14 protein-coding genes and 1 pseudogene are annotated in these 16,636 nt (G+C 43.2%); 11 read left to right on the top strand and 4 right to left on the bottom strand.

The window, feature by feature from the left end; all coding sequences use genetic code 11:
* Positions 1-8 precede the first annotated feature (8 nt).
* On the top strand, positions 9-368 hold the full coding sequence (locus FW758_RS22765; protein WP_006083861.1) for a hypothetical protein: 360 nt from the start codon (positions 9-11) through the stop codon (positions 366-368).
* A gap of 412 nt (positions 369-780) precedes the next feature.
* On the opposite strand, the gene FW758_RS22760 is transcribed toward FW758_RS22765, so the two are convergent.
* On the bottom strand, positions 781-2,838 hold the full coding sequence (locus FW758_RS22760) for a TonB-dependent receptor (protein ID WP_446446618.1): 2,058 nt from the start codon (positions 2,836-2,838) through the stop codon (positions 781-783).
* 422 nt (positions 2,839-3,260) lie between these two features.
* Here FW758_RS22760 and FW758_RS22755 point away from each other — a divergent pair, with 422 nt between their 5' ends.
* The 3 genes from FW758_RS22755 to FW758_RS22745 all read left to right on the top strand — a co-directional run bounded on the left by FW758_RS22755 (position 3,261) and on the right by FW758_RS22745 (position 7,127).
* On the top strand, positions 3,261-3,560 hold the full coding sequence (locus FW758_RS22755; protein WP_338258048.1) for a hypothetical protein: 300 nt from the start codon (positions 3,261-3,263) through the stop codon (positions 3,558-3,560).
* Positions 3,557-5,134 carry a PepSY-associated TM helix domain-containing protein gene (locus FW758_RS22750; RefSeq protein WP_446446617.1) on the top strand — a complete coding sequence of 526 codons (1,578 nt, stop codon included), beginning with the start codon at positions 3,557-3,559 and terminating at the stop codon, positions 5,132-5,134. Before FW758_RS22755 ends, FW758_RS22750 begins: the two co-directional genes overlap by 4 nt.
* Before the next feature lie 833 nt (positions 5,135-5,967).
* Positions 5,968-7,127 (top strand): IS3 family transposase gene (locus FW758_RS22745; RefSeq protein WP_446446616.1). Its coding sequence is split into 2 segments (ribosomal slippage): positions 5,968-6,217 and positions 6,217-7,127, totalling 1,161 coding nucleotides; the frame shifts between segments, so codons are not numbered across the junction.
* Here FW758_RS22745 and FW758_RS22740 read toward each other — a convergent pair.
* Complete coding sequence (locus FW758_RS22740; RefSeq protein WP_446446619.1) at positions 7,077-7,490, bottom strand: SDR family NAD(P)-dependent oxidoreductase; 414 nt, start codon at positions 7,488-7,490, stop codon at positions 7,077-7,079. The two genes, FW758_RS22745 and FW758_RS22740, sit on opposite strands and share 51 nt — an antisense overlap.
* A 423-nt stretch (positions 7,491-7,913) precedes the next feature.
* On the opposite strand from FW758_RS22740, the gene FW758_RS22735 reads away from it, so the two are divergent.
* The 4 genes from FW758_RS22735 (at position 7,914) to FW758_RS22720 (ending at position 9,060) form a co-directional block, all read left to right on the top strand.
* On the top strand, positions 7,914-8,255 hold the full coding sequence (locus FW758_RS22735) for a winged helix-turn-helix transcriptional regulator (protein WP_446446615.1): 342 nt from the start codon (positions 7,914-7,916) through the stop codon (positions 8,253-8,255).
* 75 nt (positions 8,256-8,330) lie between these two features.
* On the top strand, positions 8,331-8,501 hold the full coding sequence (locus tag FW758_RS22730) for a hypothetical protein (RefSeq protein WP_446446614.1): 171 nt from the start codon (positions 8,331-8,333) through the stop codon (positions 8,499-8,501).
* On the top strand, positions 8,502-8,621 hold the full coding sequence (locus FW758_RS22725; RefSeq protein ID WP_446446613.1) for a carboxymuconolactone decarboxylase family protein: 120 nt from the start codon (positions 8,502-8,504) through the stop codon (positions 8,619-8,621). It abuts the gene before it with no gap.
* 52 nt (positions 8,622-8,673) lie between these two features.
* Positions 8,674-9,060 carry a tautomerase family protein gene (locus tag FW758_RS22720; protein WP_446446612.1) on the top strand — a complete coding sequence of 129 codons (387 nt, stop codon included), beginning with the start codon at positions 8,674-8,676 and terminating at the stop codon, positions 9,058-9,060.
* Between the two features lie 650 nt (positions 9,061-9,710).
* Here FW758_RS22720 and FW758_RS22715 read toward each other — a convergent pair.
* A pseudogene (locus FW758_RS22715) lies at positions 9,711-9,869 on the bottom strand (helix-turn-helix domain-containing protein); the annotation flags it as partial.
* A gap of 282 nt (positions 9,870-10,151) precedes the next feature.
* Here FW758_RS22715 and FW758_RS22710 point away from each other — a divergent pair.
* The 3 genes from FW758_RS22710 to ltrA all read left to right on the top strand — a co-directional run bounded on the left by FW758_RS22710 (position 10,152) and on the right by ltrA (position 15,020).
* On the top strand, positions 10,152-12,314 hold the full coding sequence (locus tag FW758_RS22710; RefSeq protein ID WP_446446611.1) for a TonB-dependent receptor plug domain-containing protein: 2,163 nt from the start codon (positions 10,152-10,154) through the stop codon (positions 12,312-12,314).
* Positions 12,314-12,775: a TlpA family protein disulfide reductase gene (locus FW758_RS22705; protein WP_446446610.1), complete on the top strand. Its 462-nt coding sequence runs from the start codon at positions 12,314-12,316 to the stop codon at positions 12,773-12,775. Before FW758_RS22710 ends, FW758_RS22705 begins: the two co-directional genes overlap by 1 nt.
* Before the next feature lie 895 nt (positions 12,776-13,670).
* Positions 13,671-15,020, top strand: a complete 1,350-nt coding sequence (gene ltrA / locus FW758_RS22700) for a group II intron reverse transcriptase/maturase (RefSeq protein WP_446446609.1) — start codon at positions 13,671-13,673, stop codon at positions 15,018-15,020.
* Between the two features lie 91 nt (positions 15,021-15,111).
* Here ltrA and FW758_RS22695 read toward each other — a convergent pair whose 3' ends face one another.
* The gene (locus tag FW758_RS22695; protein WP_246203273.1) at positions 15,112-15,414 is read right to left on the bottom strand and encodes a hypothetical protein; all 303 of its coding nucleotides are present in this window, start codon (positions 15,412-15,414) and stop codon (positions 15,112-15,114) included.
* Positions 15,415-16,636 lie beyond the last annotated feature (1,222 nt).

Raw genomic sequence — 16,636 nt, 5'->3', positions numbered from 1 at the left:
AGTGGCTAATGGGCTTTAGCGATGAACCCGAGCAGAGGATGAACATTAAGGCGTTGCGGTTAGGGCTTTATCGCTGGGGCCGTTATTGGGTGCACCAAGAGTTAGGCAAGGGGTTTTCGAACCGCAGCGCCTGCGACCGTTTAGGCGAAGCCTTGGGCGGTGGCAACTTAAAGCACGAACTCAACGTGCCTGCCCACGTCGCCCACTTTGACCACCTCGTTGAGCAGTTATCCATAAACTGCAAACGCGCTATCCGCGCCCATTACCTGTGCAAAGAGCAATGGGCCTTAATGGGATTTGACAGCAAAAAGTCCTATATCTTCTGGCTAAGAAAAGCCGAAATGGCACTGCTGGATAGGATGAATTAAATGAAACGCCCTCTTACGAGGGCTGGCGGGTTAGACGGTTGTCCACCAAGACTGCTAACCCGTTGACTGGATTTTATCAAAGGTTCGGCCCGTTACCTATGCAAAATAATTCGCGATTAAATGATGCGCTGAGCTTAGGTGTGAGCTCTATATTGATCATAATGAAACTATGCTTTTACAAATGATTGTTTTGTGGATTTATCGTTCTGGTGCTCTTGCCGCAATACGCCTTTATGCATTTGTTTGGGCAAACACGCTGCGTTAGAGAGACTGCATTTGTCGTAGAAAACTTTTGCATGTTCAGTTTGGTGGGCAAAGGGGAACGATTGTGTATGTTGTTTGACTAATAATGAAAACACCCCCTTTAATAGGGGGTGTTTTCAAGCATAAAAGTCTATGTGAACAAGATAGCTTAAAAGTTATACATCACTGATACACCGATGTTTCTTGGGTCGATAATTGCAGCGTAACCGTCCACATACCTGCGGCTGGGAGGCTCATTTACTGTCAATGCTTGCTCATCAAATAGGTTGTTCACGAAGCCACTCACCCGCCAGCTGTTGGCTTGATAATCGACGCTAAAGCGAGTTACTACATAGTCACCTGCCACGCGGTCTTCTGTGTTGTTGATATCGGCGAAGTATTCACCAACATAGTTGCCTGATAGGCCAAAGGTTAGCTCGTCATTGAGCCAATATTTAATGCCTAAGTTTGCTGTAACGTGTGGCGCCGCATTCAGTTGATTGCCGATAACATCCCCATAATTAGGACCTGCTCGTTTAATTTCACTGTCGAGTAAGCCCACTCCAGTCGTTAATTGCCAGTTATTACCAAGCATTGCAGTCAGAGCTGTTTCAATACCATAGGTAACTGCTTTGTCTACATTGGTAATTTTTCGAGCTTGATTAGATGCTTGATATCCATCGAAGTTGTTATAGAAAAGGTTGGCACTAAGGTTGACATTACCGTCTAAAAATTCACTGCGCGAGCTAAGTTCGAAGGTATCAACAAATTCTTCATCGTAATAGTAGTATTCACTTTCTGCTAACGACAATGCTCCACCGCCAGCGTTATATCCGCGGCGCGCACTGGCGGCTAAGGTCGTGTTATCTGTGATGGCGTATTGCAGTACTAACTTAGGCAGTGTGACTGTGGTGCCGTCATCGAGGTTTTCATTTAGTTGATTGCCTTGGTATTGCATCGAAAAATTACGTGTTTGTTCATCACGCATCACCCGACCGCCGAGAGTGACCCAAAGTGAGTCATTTAAACCATAGGTGATTTCACCGTAAATAGACGTTGATGTGCTACTGTCATCGCCGTTATAAATTGAGCTGCCTGTGCTATCAAAGTCTTGGCTGCGCTCAAAATAAGATAGGCCAATAAAACCATTCAAGTCGCGGTTATTTAAGCCAAAACTGTATTTACCATCGACAGTGTAACTTTGATCTTTCATATCCACATATTGCTGTGCTGTCACTACTGGCTCGTAAGATTCAAAGCCCCAGTCATAATCCATGTAGGCGACAACTAAATCAAATGCTTTGCCTTCACCAAGATCGTAGTCGATTTTTACTGAGTGTGTGGCCGATTTAGTTTCAATATAACGCTGAAAGATAGGGTTATATGCCCAAGGGTCATTTCCCGTGAAGTAGTTACGTCCGGAATCTCCTTTCTCATCATTAAACGAGAAGCTATACATCACTTTTAGAGCGTCAATCGCACTTGGTTGCCATAAAACCTTGCCGCGCCAGCGATTAGTGATGAGTTCATTTTGGTCGAATGTGGCTGGGTTTGTGCTGTATTCCAAACCTTTGTTATAGGTTTCACCTGTGACATTTTGCCCGCTGATCCTAAAGGCTAATTCGTCGTCTAGAATCGGGCCTGATAGCATCACGGCGCTATCAATATAGTTATCTTGGTTGCGGTAACCTAAACGGGCGGCACCATGCCAATCAAACGTGGGATCTTCAGTTTTTATAAATACAGTGCCACCAATACTGTTACGGCCATTAATGGTCGATTGTGGCCCTCGAAATATTTCAATTTGTTGAATGTCCCATAAACCTGTATCGCCAGTGAGATCGGCTACAAAGGGTTCTGCCACACCATCAATCAGAGTGGAAACGCGTGCACGAGCACCGCCAGTGAATGAGTTGAAGCCTGAAGCCGAACCATTGCCTGAGACACCACGGATATCTGGTACCGAGCCTGTTAGTACGACAACGTTAGGTATTTCGGACAAAGCATTTGAAATCGACTGATACTGACCGCTATCGAGTGTTTCTTTGTCAATAACAGATACCGACGAGGTCGTATCTTTTAAACTGCGCTCAATTTTTTCGCCATATACAGTAATTTTTTCAATAGCATCTGCCGACGCTATCTCGACGGCAGCGGCAGCCGTTGACATGCTAATACTCGACAGAAGTGCCGCAATCATATTTTTCTTAAATGCCCTGTGTTTCATGAAGATCCTCGGACTGACTATTAATGAATAGCGTGGTGTTAGCTAGAAGTGCCGACAATTTACATTAAAATAACCTTAATCGCAATTGCGAATGTATGTCATTTGCATTACCATTTATCGGTTTTGTGACCTCTACCAAATAATGAAAATAACAGGGTAAATATGTTTGGAATTTCAGCTTTTGTAGCGACAGTTATCGGTATCATGCTTATTTACGGTACGAGTAAACATCAAAGATTAAGACGAACGTCATTACCTAAATCATTTTTGATAATCGGATATTGTTTACTTTTATTGGCACTATTTTTTTGGTCGCAGCATTTGAGTTTGATATCCGCATTATTCACTTGGTTTTTTAATGTCTTGCTATTGCTGATATGCATTCCGTTGGTCACGCTCGTAAAACATAGAGGTGAATTGTCATGAAGCGGTTAACTGAAGCTGAAAAGATTCAGCCTCATTGGTGGCGAAAAAGCCTGATTGCAGGTGTGTTAGGTCTCACATTTGCCTACGGAATGGTGGCGGTTTTTGCTTGGTTTGGCCCAGGAGGAATTGATGCGCCAATGAAAGTACAGCTTAATATGTGGCTGATTAGTTTGATTTGGTTGACTGTTGTTTCTCTGAGTTTTTTATTCAAGACCGCAACCACAGCCTTGTGTGGCTTGGCCTTGGCTAATGTTGCTATTTATCTTATTTTCATCGGGTTATGGACATTGTTATGAGAATCCGTGCAGATGTGCTTCGTACTTATCAGTCTATCCATACGTGGACGGGAATATTAACTGGACTGCTATTATTCATTGCTTTTTATGCGGGTGCATTGACTATGTTCAAACCGCAAATTGAACAATGGGCTATACCGTCAAATCAGCAGTTAGCTCAAGTACCCAGTGAGCGGTTGGATGAGTTAATTACGAAGGCATTGAGCCAATATGATAAAGCTAAGGAAGGTTTTATTATCAGCTTTGATGAACATGAATCACCAATGAAGTGGTACGAACATGGCGGCGGTCGGGGTATTCGATTAGATGATCAATTACGGCATGCAAGCTTGACTGAGCATGGCGAGATTATCACCCAAATGAGTAGTACTAACGAGTTGGGCACGTTAATTGACCAACTGCATCGTACCGCTGGCATCATCGGTAAAGTGGGCCATGAAGATTTAGGTGTGATTGTTTTAGGTGTGGCGGCCCTATTGTATTTTTTGGCGTTAGTGTCAGGTGTAATTATTTTGCTGCCTACTTTAGTCAAAAACTTGTTCGCACTGAGGCAAAATAAGGGAAGTAACCGCCTTTGGCTAGATAGCCATAATCTCGTTGGCATCATCAGTTTGCCATTCCACATCATCATCGCATGGACAGTGATTGTTTTTGCGTTCCACGACTTTTTTTATGGTGGGTTGGGTATCGTTTATGGTGATAAACCTTTATTTGAACGGCCTGTACGCTCAAATGTTGAATACTCAATTACTGAACTTCCATCAATGGCAACGTATCGACAGCAATTAAGTGCGATGACCCATGGCTATCAAATTGTTTCTATGGCGTTTTCAAACCTTTCAACTACCAATCCCGCGCTAGCTGTCGAAGTAAAAACCGATGGGCAGATAATGCGTGGTGGCTATAGCGATTTTATTTATCTGAACCCTTATACCTTTGCGGTGCAATTTAACACACTTAATCAAGCCAGTGAGGGGGCGTATGGTCCTATTGTAAACAGTTTGTTTGCTCTGCATTTTGGTAATTACGCGGGTGACTTTGGTCGCTGGATGTATTTTGCCTTTGGTTTATTAGGGGCATTTTTGTTTTATAGTGGCAATTTGCTCTGGCTAGAAAAACGTCGTAAAAAGCAAGATGAACAGCAAGCATCGACAAGTTTTATGGCATCGCTGACAATTGGTGTTTGTTTAGGGTCAATGTTGGGGGTGAGTTTCGCTATCTTGTTGACTAAATGGCTTTATCTGGTAACTCATCAGGTCAATAGTCATTACCTTGTCTGTTACTACGTTATATTTTTTGGGGCGATTATTTATAGTTTTGTTCGTAACCCTGCGTTGGCCGCAATCCATATACTGAAGTTATTGGCATTAGTTTGTGCATTGATCCCTGTGAGTACACTCATCTCACCGTTGTTTGCACCATCCGAGTCGATTGCTTATGCTAGTTTGGGGCCAGTCGATATGGTGGCGTTGCTTTTTGCTATATGCTTTTATTTTTGCGCCCAGAAAGTTCATAAGCGAGCTTATTTTGGAGAACGAAATAGCATTTGGGCATTGTCGAACGCGAGCACTTAATTAATATGGATGCTGTAGTGGATCAGTAAATTTGCATCAATTTGGATTTCATTTCCGACAAAAGGAATTGAAATCCTATTTTCTCTAATTTGCTTAAAGTAAGGAAACGCGTAATCGCCGTTATCTATTTAATTAACTGACATAAAACCACATCTAATTTGTCCCGATATAACTGGGCAATCTGCGTAGCTATTTATTAAGTGTGAATCATAGATATCCTAAGCGTTGGGTATTTCTCTTGTAAAGTTAATAACTCGTATTTGGCAAAAAGCGATTTTAAAATACGTTATTTTTCGATTATTTTGAGTTAATGTGCAGGTGTTGATTTAACTAAGGCTTTTGTCACCACATTTAAAATATACTAATGTGTGACTGTTTGTGTCGTTATGTGTAAAAGTTTGCATTGAAATTTTGTCCGTCATGAGTCGGCAGTACATTGAAAAAGCCTCCACAGTCAGTTGATATTATCGTTCTGAAAATTACTCATACTTATGTGCTATGCATCTATGTTTTATGGGAGACTGGCAGTGATTAGAAGCTGACACGATACTGTGGCATTTAAAAAAAATCCTTGCTGCGATAGGGATGATTTGTTATTACTGACGCATGAACAAAATATATGTAAGCGCAATTAACACCACCACTACCACCACGAGAATTCTCGGGGGGTAGTTTTTTGCGTCTTTAAAAAAACCCTCTGAGCGACATCGCCAGAGGGTTTTTTTATACCTTGGTTTTGTATTTCGCTCAGATTTAACACAGATTTTGTTCTGGTCTAATCCCATCGGACACTTAATTTTGAGACAGTATGGTCAATAAATTAAGAGGTCTATATGAGTCTGAAGAAATCACATAAGAGTTATCCCCAGGCATTTAAAGATGAAGCTGTCTTGATGGTGCTAGAACAAGGTTATAGCATTGCCGATGCGGCAAAGTCTCTTGGAGTTAGCACGAGCCTGCTTTACAACTGGAAGGAAAAACACCAAGCCCTGAAACAAGGTGTCACCTTAGAAGAGTCTGAGCGTGATGAGCTAAAACGATTACGTAAAGAAAACAAAGAATTACGAATGGAGAAAGAAATTCTAAAAAAGGCCAGCGCCTTCTTTGCGAAAGAAATGAAGTAAAATTTCGTTTCATCAAACGGCAATCCAACCTGTTTCCCGTAGCACTGTTATGTCGAGTAATGAGTGTAAGTAAATCAGGTTATTACGATTGGCATAAGCGCCCTGCAAACGTGATAAGCCTTGAAACACTGAAGCTTTATCGCCTTGTTCGACAGCTATTTAAGCAAAGTCGAGGCAGCTTAGGAAATCGTGCAATGGTGAAGAAATTGCGCAAGGAAGGCTACCAGGTTGGTCGCTATCTCGTTCGTAAAATTATGCACCGCCTTCGACTCAAAGCAACCCAGCGACGCGCTTACAAGGTGACTACGCAGCGAAAACACTCAGATGCAGTGGCTGATAATCTGTTAAACATGAACTTTAATCCAGTATCGGCTAATCAGGTTTGGGCGGGTGACGTGACCTATTTAAAGACGGGTGAAGGCTGGATGTATTTGGCAGTGGTGATGGATTTATATTCACGCCGGATTGTGGGATGGCACATAGATAAACGCATGACCACAGATTTGATATCTAAGGCATTAATAAAAGCCTACAACCTGCGACAACCAGCGCGAGGGCTGGTATTCCACAGTGACCGAGGCTCGCAATATACCAGTAAGCAATTCGGCAGGCTGCTATTGAGCTATGGTATCCGAGCCAGCATGGGTGATGTGGGGGCGTGTTGGGATAATGCCGTTGTCGAGCGATTCTTTGGCAGCTTAAAACACGATTGGATTTTTAAAGTTAATCAACCAACAAGGGAGTTTATGAAGCAAGATGTGACGGCTTACATGAAATATTACAACTTGGAGCGGCTGCATTCTGCTAATGACGATCTGTCACCTGTAGAGTTTGAAAATTCTCAAGTAAAAGTGTCCAGTTTGGGTTGACCAGTACAACAATAAGCGGTCTAAACGAACTGCGGGAAAAAGATTGAGATTTAACTCATGTTGCCATACGTCTTCGCTAAGCGCCGCAAAACCACCTGCAGGTGCAGAAGAACCGCCCAAAACATGGACAATTACGTCTGTGCCGCCGAGACGTTTATTGACGGCATCAACAACAGTATTACACCCTTGTGTTGTTGTAAGATCTGCGGCGACAAATAGCTCTTCGGGAAATGAGGCTGGACGGGTTCGAGCTGTCGCAAGTACGTTCGCGCCACTGTCTCTAAACAGCTTCACAACAGCATTACCTATTCCTTTCGTACCGGCAGTCACCAACACTTTTTTGTCTTTTAGATCTAAATCCATAACCATTATGAGATCTCCAGTGATTGAATTTTTCCGTCGTTAAGTACAAAGACATATTTCAGTTGTATTGGGCTGCCTGTAAAATTGCCGCTGACTTCTGCAACTACGATTTCTTGGTGACCATTTTGGCAATACTTATAGGCTTTGAGTTGAATTGGTACTTTTTCCGAGTTTCTTGTAACCACGACTCAATAGCCGCGAGACCCTGATAAGTGCCACCCTCATCATGTACAGTCGCGCTCTGTGTGAAACAATCATTTACCCGAGCAGTCTCTATGCCGTTGCTGATATTAAAATAATTGTCGAGGGATTCAGCTAACTGAATTTTCATTTATGATTCTCCGGTGCAATATTGTTTAACAGGAAGTTTCTGCTTACGATTACAAATAATCAAGAACGCACCAAAAAGTAAGTCACATACCTATGAGAAAGATTTATACGCCTGCTAGTGCAGCGGCTGAAGCGCTTGAAGCAATTAAATTACTAGAAGGGCGTTGGAAACTGATTATCCTTTTCCATTTGTTTGACGGAAAAGTGCAACGGTATTCTGATTTCGAGAAGCTTATCCCTGGCATCTCGCAAAAGATGCTGGCCCAGCAGTTGAGAAAGCTGGAGACGGACGGGATTGTGCATCGCACAGTATATCCTCAGGTGCCACCTAAGGTTGAATATAGGCTAACTGAATGGGGGCAGGCTCTGTGTCCTGCTTTGGATGCGCTTTTAAATTGGGCGGAGCAGAAAGGGCCCCTTGGTGAACATACTTAACAAACCGTTGCACCGGACGAGCCGGTGAACGGAGCGTTAGCTACCCAATAACTCACTTGGTTTTAAAGGTTATGTATGAGTGACAAGAAAACATCTAATGAGCAATTAACCACCCTAAAAATCTTTGGCTCTATTGCCCCCAAATTCTCGCAATTAAGTGATGATGGGCTTTTTGCCGATGCATGGGAAAGAGTGGAACTATCAAAACCGGACCGCAGTTTAATTACCATAGTCGCTCTAATTTAAATGTACCGTTTGGAGCAATTACCTTTTAACCTAATGCGCGCACTCAATAACGGTTTAACGAAAGAAGAGCTTGTTGAGGCGACCACTCATTTAGCGTTTTATGCTGGTTGGCTGCGGTAGCATCCGCTTTAAATTAATAGAAAATTTAACTATTACTGAATAAGGAATCATTATGCCATATGTCCGCATTTCACTTCTTAAGGGTAAAGACCCCGAGTATATAAAAAATCTATCTGACGGCATCCATCAGTCTTTAGTCGATTCTTTCGAAGTGCCATTAGATGATCGCTTTCAGGTAATCCATCAACATGAGCCTTATGAGTTAATTTTTGATAGGAATTACATGGGAGGGCCTCGCTCAGAAAACTATGTACTTATTTGCATTACGGCGGGTCGCTTGCGAAGCACAAAAGTCAAACAGGCTTTTTATATGAATCTCGTGGAGCGGCTTAATACCCTAATAGGTATAAGACCTGAGGACGTTATGGTCGTTATAAATACCACTCAAGCAGATGAATGGTCTTTTGGCAGTGGTAATTCAATTGTGCCACTAGCCTAATCACTGGTCTCATGTAAGAAAAGCTATAGCTAACAAGTTACATCATTACGCCGCCAGTCGTGGGATGCTCGTAAACTCGGGCCCATGCGCGCGGCGTTATAAACAACAAGGAGAGTTTAGTTGAATATTGGAGTTAGTAGCCAAACATATCAAGGGCTTAGCCATTATTTTCAATTAAGTCGTGAAAGCCATTTTTTACTGGCTTTGCTTATGATTACGCATTAACACCTCGGCGGTGAGGGGCTATACCCAAATTATCTTGGTATGATGTTGTTATTAATAAGTTACTCAGCAATAACCGTAATACTTCAGTTTGGTTCGAAGCTTCGTTCATGCGGCCTAGATAATCCCAAGATCTCCTTAAAAAGTTGGGAGCACTCAAATCCATGCAACAGCAACCCTAAAGGAGTATGCAACGGCATTTTTTTGATGCTTTTGTGTTAATTTTTCCGCTCGAAAAGCTAAGAGGAATTGCGAGATTTTGAGCTGTCTTGTGTGAGTTCCAAGCGCTCAAGCTCCACTCGACACCACACTTTGGGACACTTCCGAGTTACTACGAGATGGAGAGCCTTCTTTTTCAGATAAATTTTTCTACTCCAAACCACACTAGTCGCCTACAAATAGCAGATCAAATTCACTAACCCACTACAACCTTGTTTGTAAAACAGTAACTGCGACAAATGGCTCTCTAGCAATTTAATTTGCTTACTCACTGCTCCGTGAGTGATATGAAGTCTTTCTGCTGCCTTACTGTAATTCGATGACTCTGCCGTAATATGAAATACATAGAATGCTTTTAAATGTCTCATCTGTGACTTTTTCTCACATCTGAAGATCCCGAAAAATCGATGTTAGGCGAGTTATAAATGAAATGAGTTTTGAGTGATGCAACATCACTCAAGCTCACAATCGACCAATATAATTCAAAATGTTAGTTTTTTTCGATTTATTCCAGAGTCCTAGCACCAGCAATATTTATCATCTCGTTAATACAAATTTTAAACGGATGTTAAAAGCATGATGTAAATCAAATAATAATCATTCTTATTAATGTATTGTGGCGCCACTTTCTATTTTACGGAGAAACGAGAGTGAAACCTACTTATCTGGCCACCATTTTAGCCATGCTACTCAGCCCACAACTGGTGGTCGCTGAAGAAGTTGATAGCGCTGAAACAGCAAATATTGAACGTATGAGTGTTATCGGAGTAAGGCAGCGGCTAGAACAAGCGGGAACACTAGCCAATACGATAATGAAAACTGAGGTCATTAACGCAACCACGATTGAAAACAAAAACGCTGTTAATTTATCAGAAGCTATAGATAATTCGCCAGGCGTCAAGGTTTCTAACGAATGCTCAATGTGTGGCGTTAAACGCATTATGCTTAACGGCATGAAAGGGGAGCAAACTACGATTTTAGTCGATGGTTTACCTGTGCATACCATGATCTCGGGCTACTATGCCGTAGATGCTATCCCTACCACAGGGATAGAACGTATTGAAGTCGCCAGAGGTGCGGGCGCGTCATTAATTGCCCCTGAGGCTATTGGCGGTACCATAAATATTATCAGTTACGAACCTACGGAAAACGGCGCAGAACTCGATGTATCAGCGGGTGAAAATGGTTACCGAAAACTGGGTTTTCTAGGAAAGGGGGTAAGTGAGGATGGCAGTACCCGTGCCACTTTAGTAGCTCAATATGATGATAGGGATCAGTTTGATGCCGATAATAACAAGGTCAATGAAGCACCACTGCAGGAGAACCGCAGCCTGACTGCCAGAGTGTCGCAGGATGTCACAGATACCGACAATCTCGTGCTACGTCTTGCCAATATTCAATCAGAGATTTTTGGGGGACCTATGTTAGGGAGTACCTTTGCTGATGGCACAGCATCAAGCATTGGTAATGTATTGTCCGGTTTTGACGATCAATTTAGCGAGCCTCAACAACTGTTTGAAGATGGCGATGTTCGCAAACCGTTTACTGGCAAAGCATGGGAAACCACCGAATGGATCAAAACTGAGCGTAACGAGGCCTCATTAGCTTGGCTTAAAGAATTTAGTAATGACTGGAATATGCATTTGGCTACAAGCTATGCAGAACATAAACAAGATTCATTCTATGAAGGATTTGACTATACCGCTGAAGACAAAATGTGGTTCTTTGATGCTCGTTTTAACTACCTACTAAGCGAAAACCAACTACTTACCTTTGGTGCCGATTTACGCACAGAGGAAATGCGCTCTCATTCTAGAACTGGCAGTGCGAATCCAGATTATGCATCTGACTCCTTTGATTATGATGTGAAGGGCATTTATCTACAGGATACGTGGCAAGCAACTGACGCTCTCGAAGTCGCCATGGCCCTTCGTTACGATACGATCACCGCCGATTTTACCGATCCTAAAAAACCGGGTACCGAACTCGATGAATCTATTCTATCCCCACGGCTTGATATACGCCTGCGCCACAATGATGAATGGACATCACGCGTCTCAGCTGGGCGAGGTTATCGAGCCCCGCTTTCCTTCTTTGAGACCGATCATGGCATATTAGACGGTTCCCTTGGTTTTGATATAGATATTGATGAACTGGAACGCTCTAACTCAGCCAGTTATGCGTTAAGTTATGAGGGGGAGAAACTCACCTCTACAGCCTCTATCGCATGGACAGAAGTGGAGCATCTTGCGGCATTAACGACGAATGACCATGGTATTCCATTGCTGACTCAGCTCGACGAAAAAGCAACAGTAATCACCAGTGATATCGCATTTGGTTACCGCTTAACCGAGGATATGACATTAAGTCTAACGGCTGAACATTTCGATTATGACTCAGTATTCAAATCATCGTATGCCGTTGCCCCAATTGAGGAAAGGGTAACACTCTCTTTAGATTGGGATGTAAACGATTGGGAGTTCTTCGCTAATCTCGTCTGGGTAGGTAGTCGTGATTTATCTGAATATGGCTACGATGGTTACAACCGCTTAGATGCTAATGGTCAAGTCGATCTCGATTCTAAAAAGACCACTGATGCGCCTGCTTACCTCACCCTCGACTTACGTGTTAGCTATGAGATAAACGAATATATGTCTCTTTATAGTGGTGTCAGTAATTTATTTGATTACACTCAAGCTGGCGATGAAGAAACACCGCTGTTTTACGATGCTGAAGGTGCCTTTGACGTAGGCTATATCTACGGTCCGCTGCGTGGGAGAGAAATCTACGCAGGCATGAAGTTAACCTTCTGATGTTACGTCAAATCGTATTAGTTTTAGTTTGCTGCGCTATGCCTCTACAGGCGGCGCAGTTTACTCGCGACTATCAGTTTCAAGCCCTGCGAAGCCAAAAACTGACCAACCTCTCGCATCTTGAAGGCCAACCGACTGCAATCATGTTTTTTGAGCCTGAATGCCCTTGGTGTATCAAACAATCTGTGGTGCTCAAAAAAATACATAAAGATTGCAGTCAATCTATTCATCCCGTCGCCTTGGGCGTTAATGGTGATAACTTAACACTAAAGCGCGCTTTGTTTCGGCTTGATTTTCCCTTTGAAGCCTATCGCGCACCGCCTAAATTACTCAAAGATATGGGAGGTATACCCGCGACTCCGATCTTACTTTTATTAAATGCAAACGGGGAGTTAGTGAAGGGATATCGCGGCTTTACTAGTGAAGATGAACTAAAAGCGCAACTTTGTCCTACGGCTTAAATCATAGCTTCGTAAATAAGGAGAATACTCATATTTGTAGCAGTATGATTGCCGACTGAAGCGATTAAACATTGATTAGTGTGAGACGTTATTGCTTTACCATATATTTCTTATGAGTGTGCCCCAATCATAATGTACTTTAACTCTAAATTTTTCCCATGAATTACTCTAAGTGAGACTGTTTCAGTGAGTCAGACTTACCTAGAGTGATTCACGTATAGAATCCCGCCATTGTGAACTGCGACCACCACACGACTCACTTCGGGACAAAAGCGTGATAGACCCTTTGCTCTCACTCGTCAGTTTCGGATTCAAATTTCTATGGAGATAACGCCTCAAACACCGGCGCAGCTTTGCTGCGTCCGAGTGCTTTGACTTGTGTACGCCCAGCATGGGCATGAACTAATGAGGTGAAAGTCCTCTGTAGGAAGATCACCGTTCAATAACATGCTGTTATTAAACGTTAACTACTAGCGAATGGCAAGGGCTTATCCGCGAGGATTGGTCTGAAGGAAGCCGCTAGCAAATTTGCGAGCTGATGAACAAGAACATCATATGAGGCGTAGGCTAGAGGTGAGTTGGCACAAGACGACGAAACCACGTGATCTAATGGCCACCGTAAATGATGCAGCAGTGCAAAGAAAGTTCATGTTCTTATCTGGGGAGATCTGTTTAACACGCGATCGGTCATTAACCAGTAAGGCTCTGGTTTATAAGTGCCTTGGCTTTTCAGCATCATCGACTGAAAAGAGCGAACCAGATGAAAACCGATAGCGCACGACGGGGTAACTTGGCATGTGATTAAGCAGAAGTCAGCAGACGGCATAGTAACCCAACGCCCATCGTAATGGTTGGGACATGGTGAAGGCCTGAACATTTAGAAGAAGGAGGAGTCTTGTCAAACTTGTCGATACCCACTACGTCGTCAGACGATTACTATCAGCAGCGTATTGAGCTGCAACCAGCCTTCAACAGCGATTTATTTCAACAACTACTCGAACCTGAGAATTTACACCGAGCTTGGCGTCAAGTTAAAGCCAATAAAGGCGCGGCTGGTATCGATGGCATGACCATCGAAGCCTTCCCGCTCTGGATGCAACAAGGTGGCTGGCAACAGTGTAAATTTCAACTTGAGTTAGGTGAATATCAACCCTCAGCGGTCAGGCGCGTAGAGATCGACAAACCCGATGGCGGTAAACGCAAACTGGGGATCCCTAACGTCATTGACCGTGTGATACAGCAAGCCATTGCTCAAATTCTCACGCCGTTGTTTGACCCTTTCTTCTCGGCTAATAGCTTCGGCTTTAGACCGAATAGGAATGCCAAACAAGCGGTCTTGCAAGTCAGGGATATCATCAAACAGAAACGCAAATTTGCCGTCGATGTTGATCTGTCCAAGTTCTTTGACCGAGTTAATCACGACCTGTTGATGACTCAATTGAGGATTAAGGTACAGGATAAGCGTCTGCTGGCGCTTATTGGTAAATACCTGCGTGCTGGCGTGATGATCAACGACCAATTTGAAGCAAGTTTCGAAGGCGTGCCTCAAGGCGGCCCACTCTCGCCTTTACTCTCTAACATTATGCTGGATAGTCTGGATAAAGAGCTGGAAAGCCGAGGGCATAAATTCGCCCGCTACGCGGACGACTTTATCATTTTGGTAAGGTCTATTCGCGCGGGGGAACGGGTACTAAAGAGCATTACTCGCTATCTTGCCACTAAGCTAAAACTGGTTGTTAACGAACAGAAAAGCCAAGTGGTTAAGGTAGGCCAAAGCAAGTTCCTAGGGTTTACCTTTAACTGCGGAAAGATCCAGTGGCATGTCAAAACACTGCACATCTTCAAACAAAAGATAAGGCGACTGACAAACCGCAATTGGGGCGTGAGCATGAGCTATCAATTGTTTAAAGTGCGGCAATACATGCAAGGCTGGATCAACTACTTTGGCATAGCCAACGCTTATCAAGGGTGTGTCGATTTAGACCATTGGATCCGTCGTCGCGTACGTATGTGCTACTGGCGTCAGTGGCGAAAACCACGGACTAAGGTGCAGAATTTACTTAAGCGTGGCGTCAGGATCCAAGCCGCTGTTGGTTGTGGGATCACAAGTAAAGGTCCATGGCGAAGTTCGAAAACACCCGGGATACAGCAAGCGCTGAGTAATGAGTATCTTAAGAAAGCAGGATTGTATTCACTGAGAGATGGATGGATCGCGGTTCACTATCCGAACCAGAAAACAGGTTAGGCGTTCTAAATGAACCGCCCTGTGCGGAGCCGCATGCAGGGTGGTGTGGGGGCTGGAGGCTAGATACCTCCGGCTACCCGATTATGTTTGCTTAGAAGCGCCTAAATGGCTTAGCAAACACTTGATATTTATCGGCGTAAACTATTTTTCCTGGGGTTTCTGTTCTTAGTTGATCAACTGCTACACCCTTACTTTCAACTAAAAAAACAAACTCACGTATTTTAGATATGTGTTCAGAGGCAGACTCAAGAAACCAACTGATATACACCTCAGATTTCTTAGACTTCTGCTTGTTTAAGTAGTCTAAAGGAGATTCAAGGTTTTCATCAAACCACCCCATCACCTCAGCGATATGTTCAAGTTCATAGTCATAGAATATTTCTTGTTTCTTCATACAACTAATTGCCTGAAATATTCCTTTTCTTTGATTTGAGTCCTCATCGAGCTGATCAACGACAAATCGTACGTACATTTTTATACCCCAAACATAACATTTTATTAGTGCGCATGCGCGTTTACCTCATTAGACCAGTAAAAACGCGCACTGTTAATTACTTGTAATAAAAGGAACTTATCAGCTTTTTATCAAATACACCATCCGGAAAAACGCGCAAACTAATGAGTGTAAAAACACTCAAAAGCATCTACATTTAAATACGACTGTATACCCATACATTGTTAGTCACTTTACGGTAGGGCCAAACATTGGGTAAATAGATGAGATTTTATAGGGCAATTCATTCGTCAGTTTTCGATTCACTAAACAAGATCTAGCAAACTTTGGGCAAAAATTGGTTAGCCCGAAGTTCATGAAAAATGATCGTGTGCAGGGCGTGAACCAGACTAGGCAAGTCTGATTCACTGTAACGGTTTATGAAATCCCTCATGATCAGACCTTACTTTTTGGTAGTCATTATATTATGTATCTCAAATTATCAGACAACAAATGGCTGAACTTCGAGCTGCGGCAAACTTTGGGTAGAAGTGGGTTAAAGCCATCTATCGGGTCTAATTGTATCGTGATTTGAATATTTACAGGTTAAGTTAAGACTAATCCAGTTCAATCGTGCGTTCGGTTTAACCTATTCTTAGACCACTATTTTCACCTGCAGACGTGTCACTCGATCACCTTAAGCTTCATGGCTAGTCGCTGGCTTGGTACGGCGTACTCTTTACCTGTGCTCTTTTCATCTGCAGACGCGTCACCCGATCACCTTACGCTTCATGCTCAGTCGTCGGCTTTGCCCAATCCTAATGTACATCATGAGCTATGCGCAGTTATACGCTAATGCAGGTGGTCGATAATGGCACGTACCTAAGCGTGTTGTTCCGCTTGGTCCTATGATCTAGCCGTGTGTTTACCTGCAGATGTTTTAGTCGTTCAGGCATTTACTTATGTCTGTGGGTGAAGCCGGCATAAATAGGGCTGATATAGGTGTGTTGAGCGACGATGACGAGTGAGAATAGCGCACGTTTTCTTAGCATTAGTTGTTGCTGGTTTGTTGTGTGGCGATAGAGATATTGCAGCATTAGAGAGCAACAGAGCTTCGATACGGCCTAGATAATCCCTAGATCCCCTCAAAAAGTTGGGAGCACTCAACCCCATGCGGCAGTAG

This window comes from Shewanella sp. 1180_01, from assembly GCF_052850535.1.
This window is presented reverse-complemented; position numbering and strand designations above follow the sequence as displayed.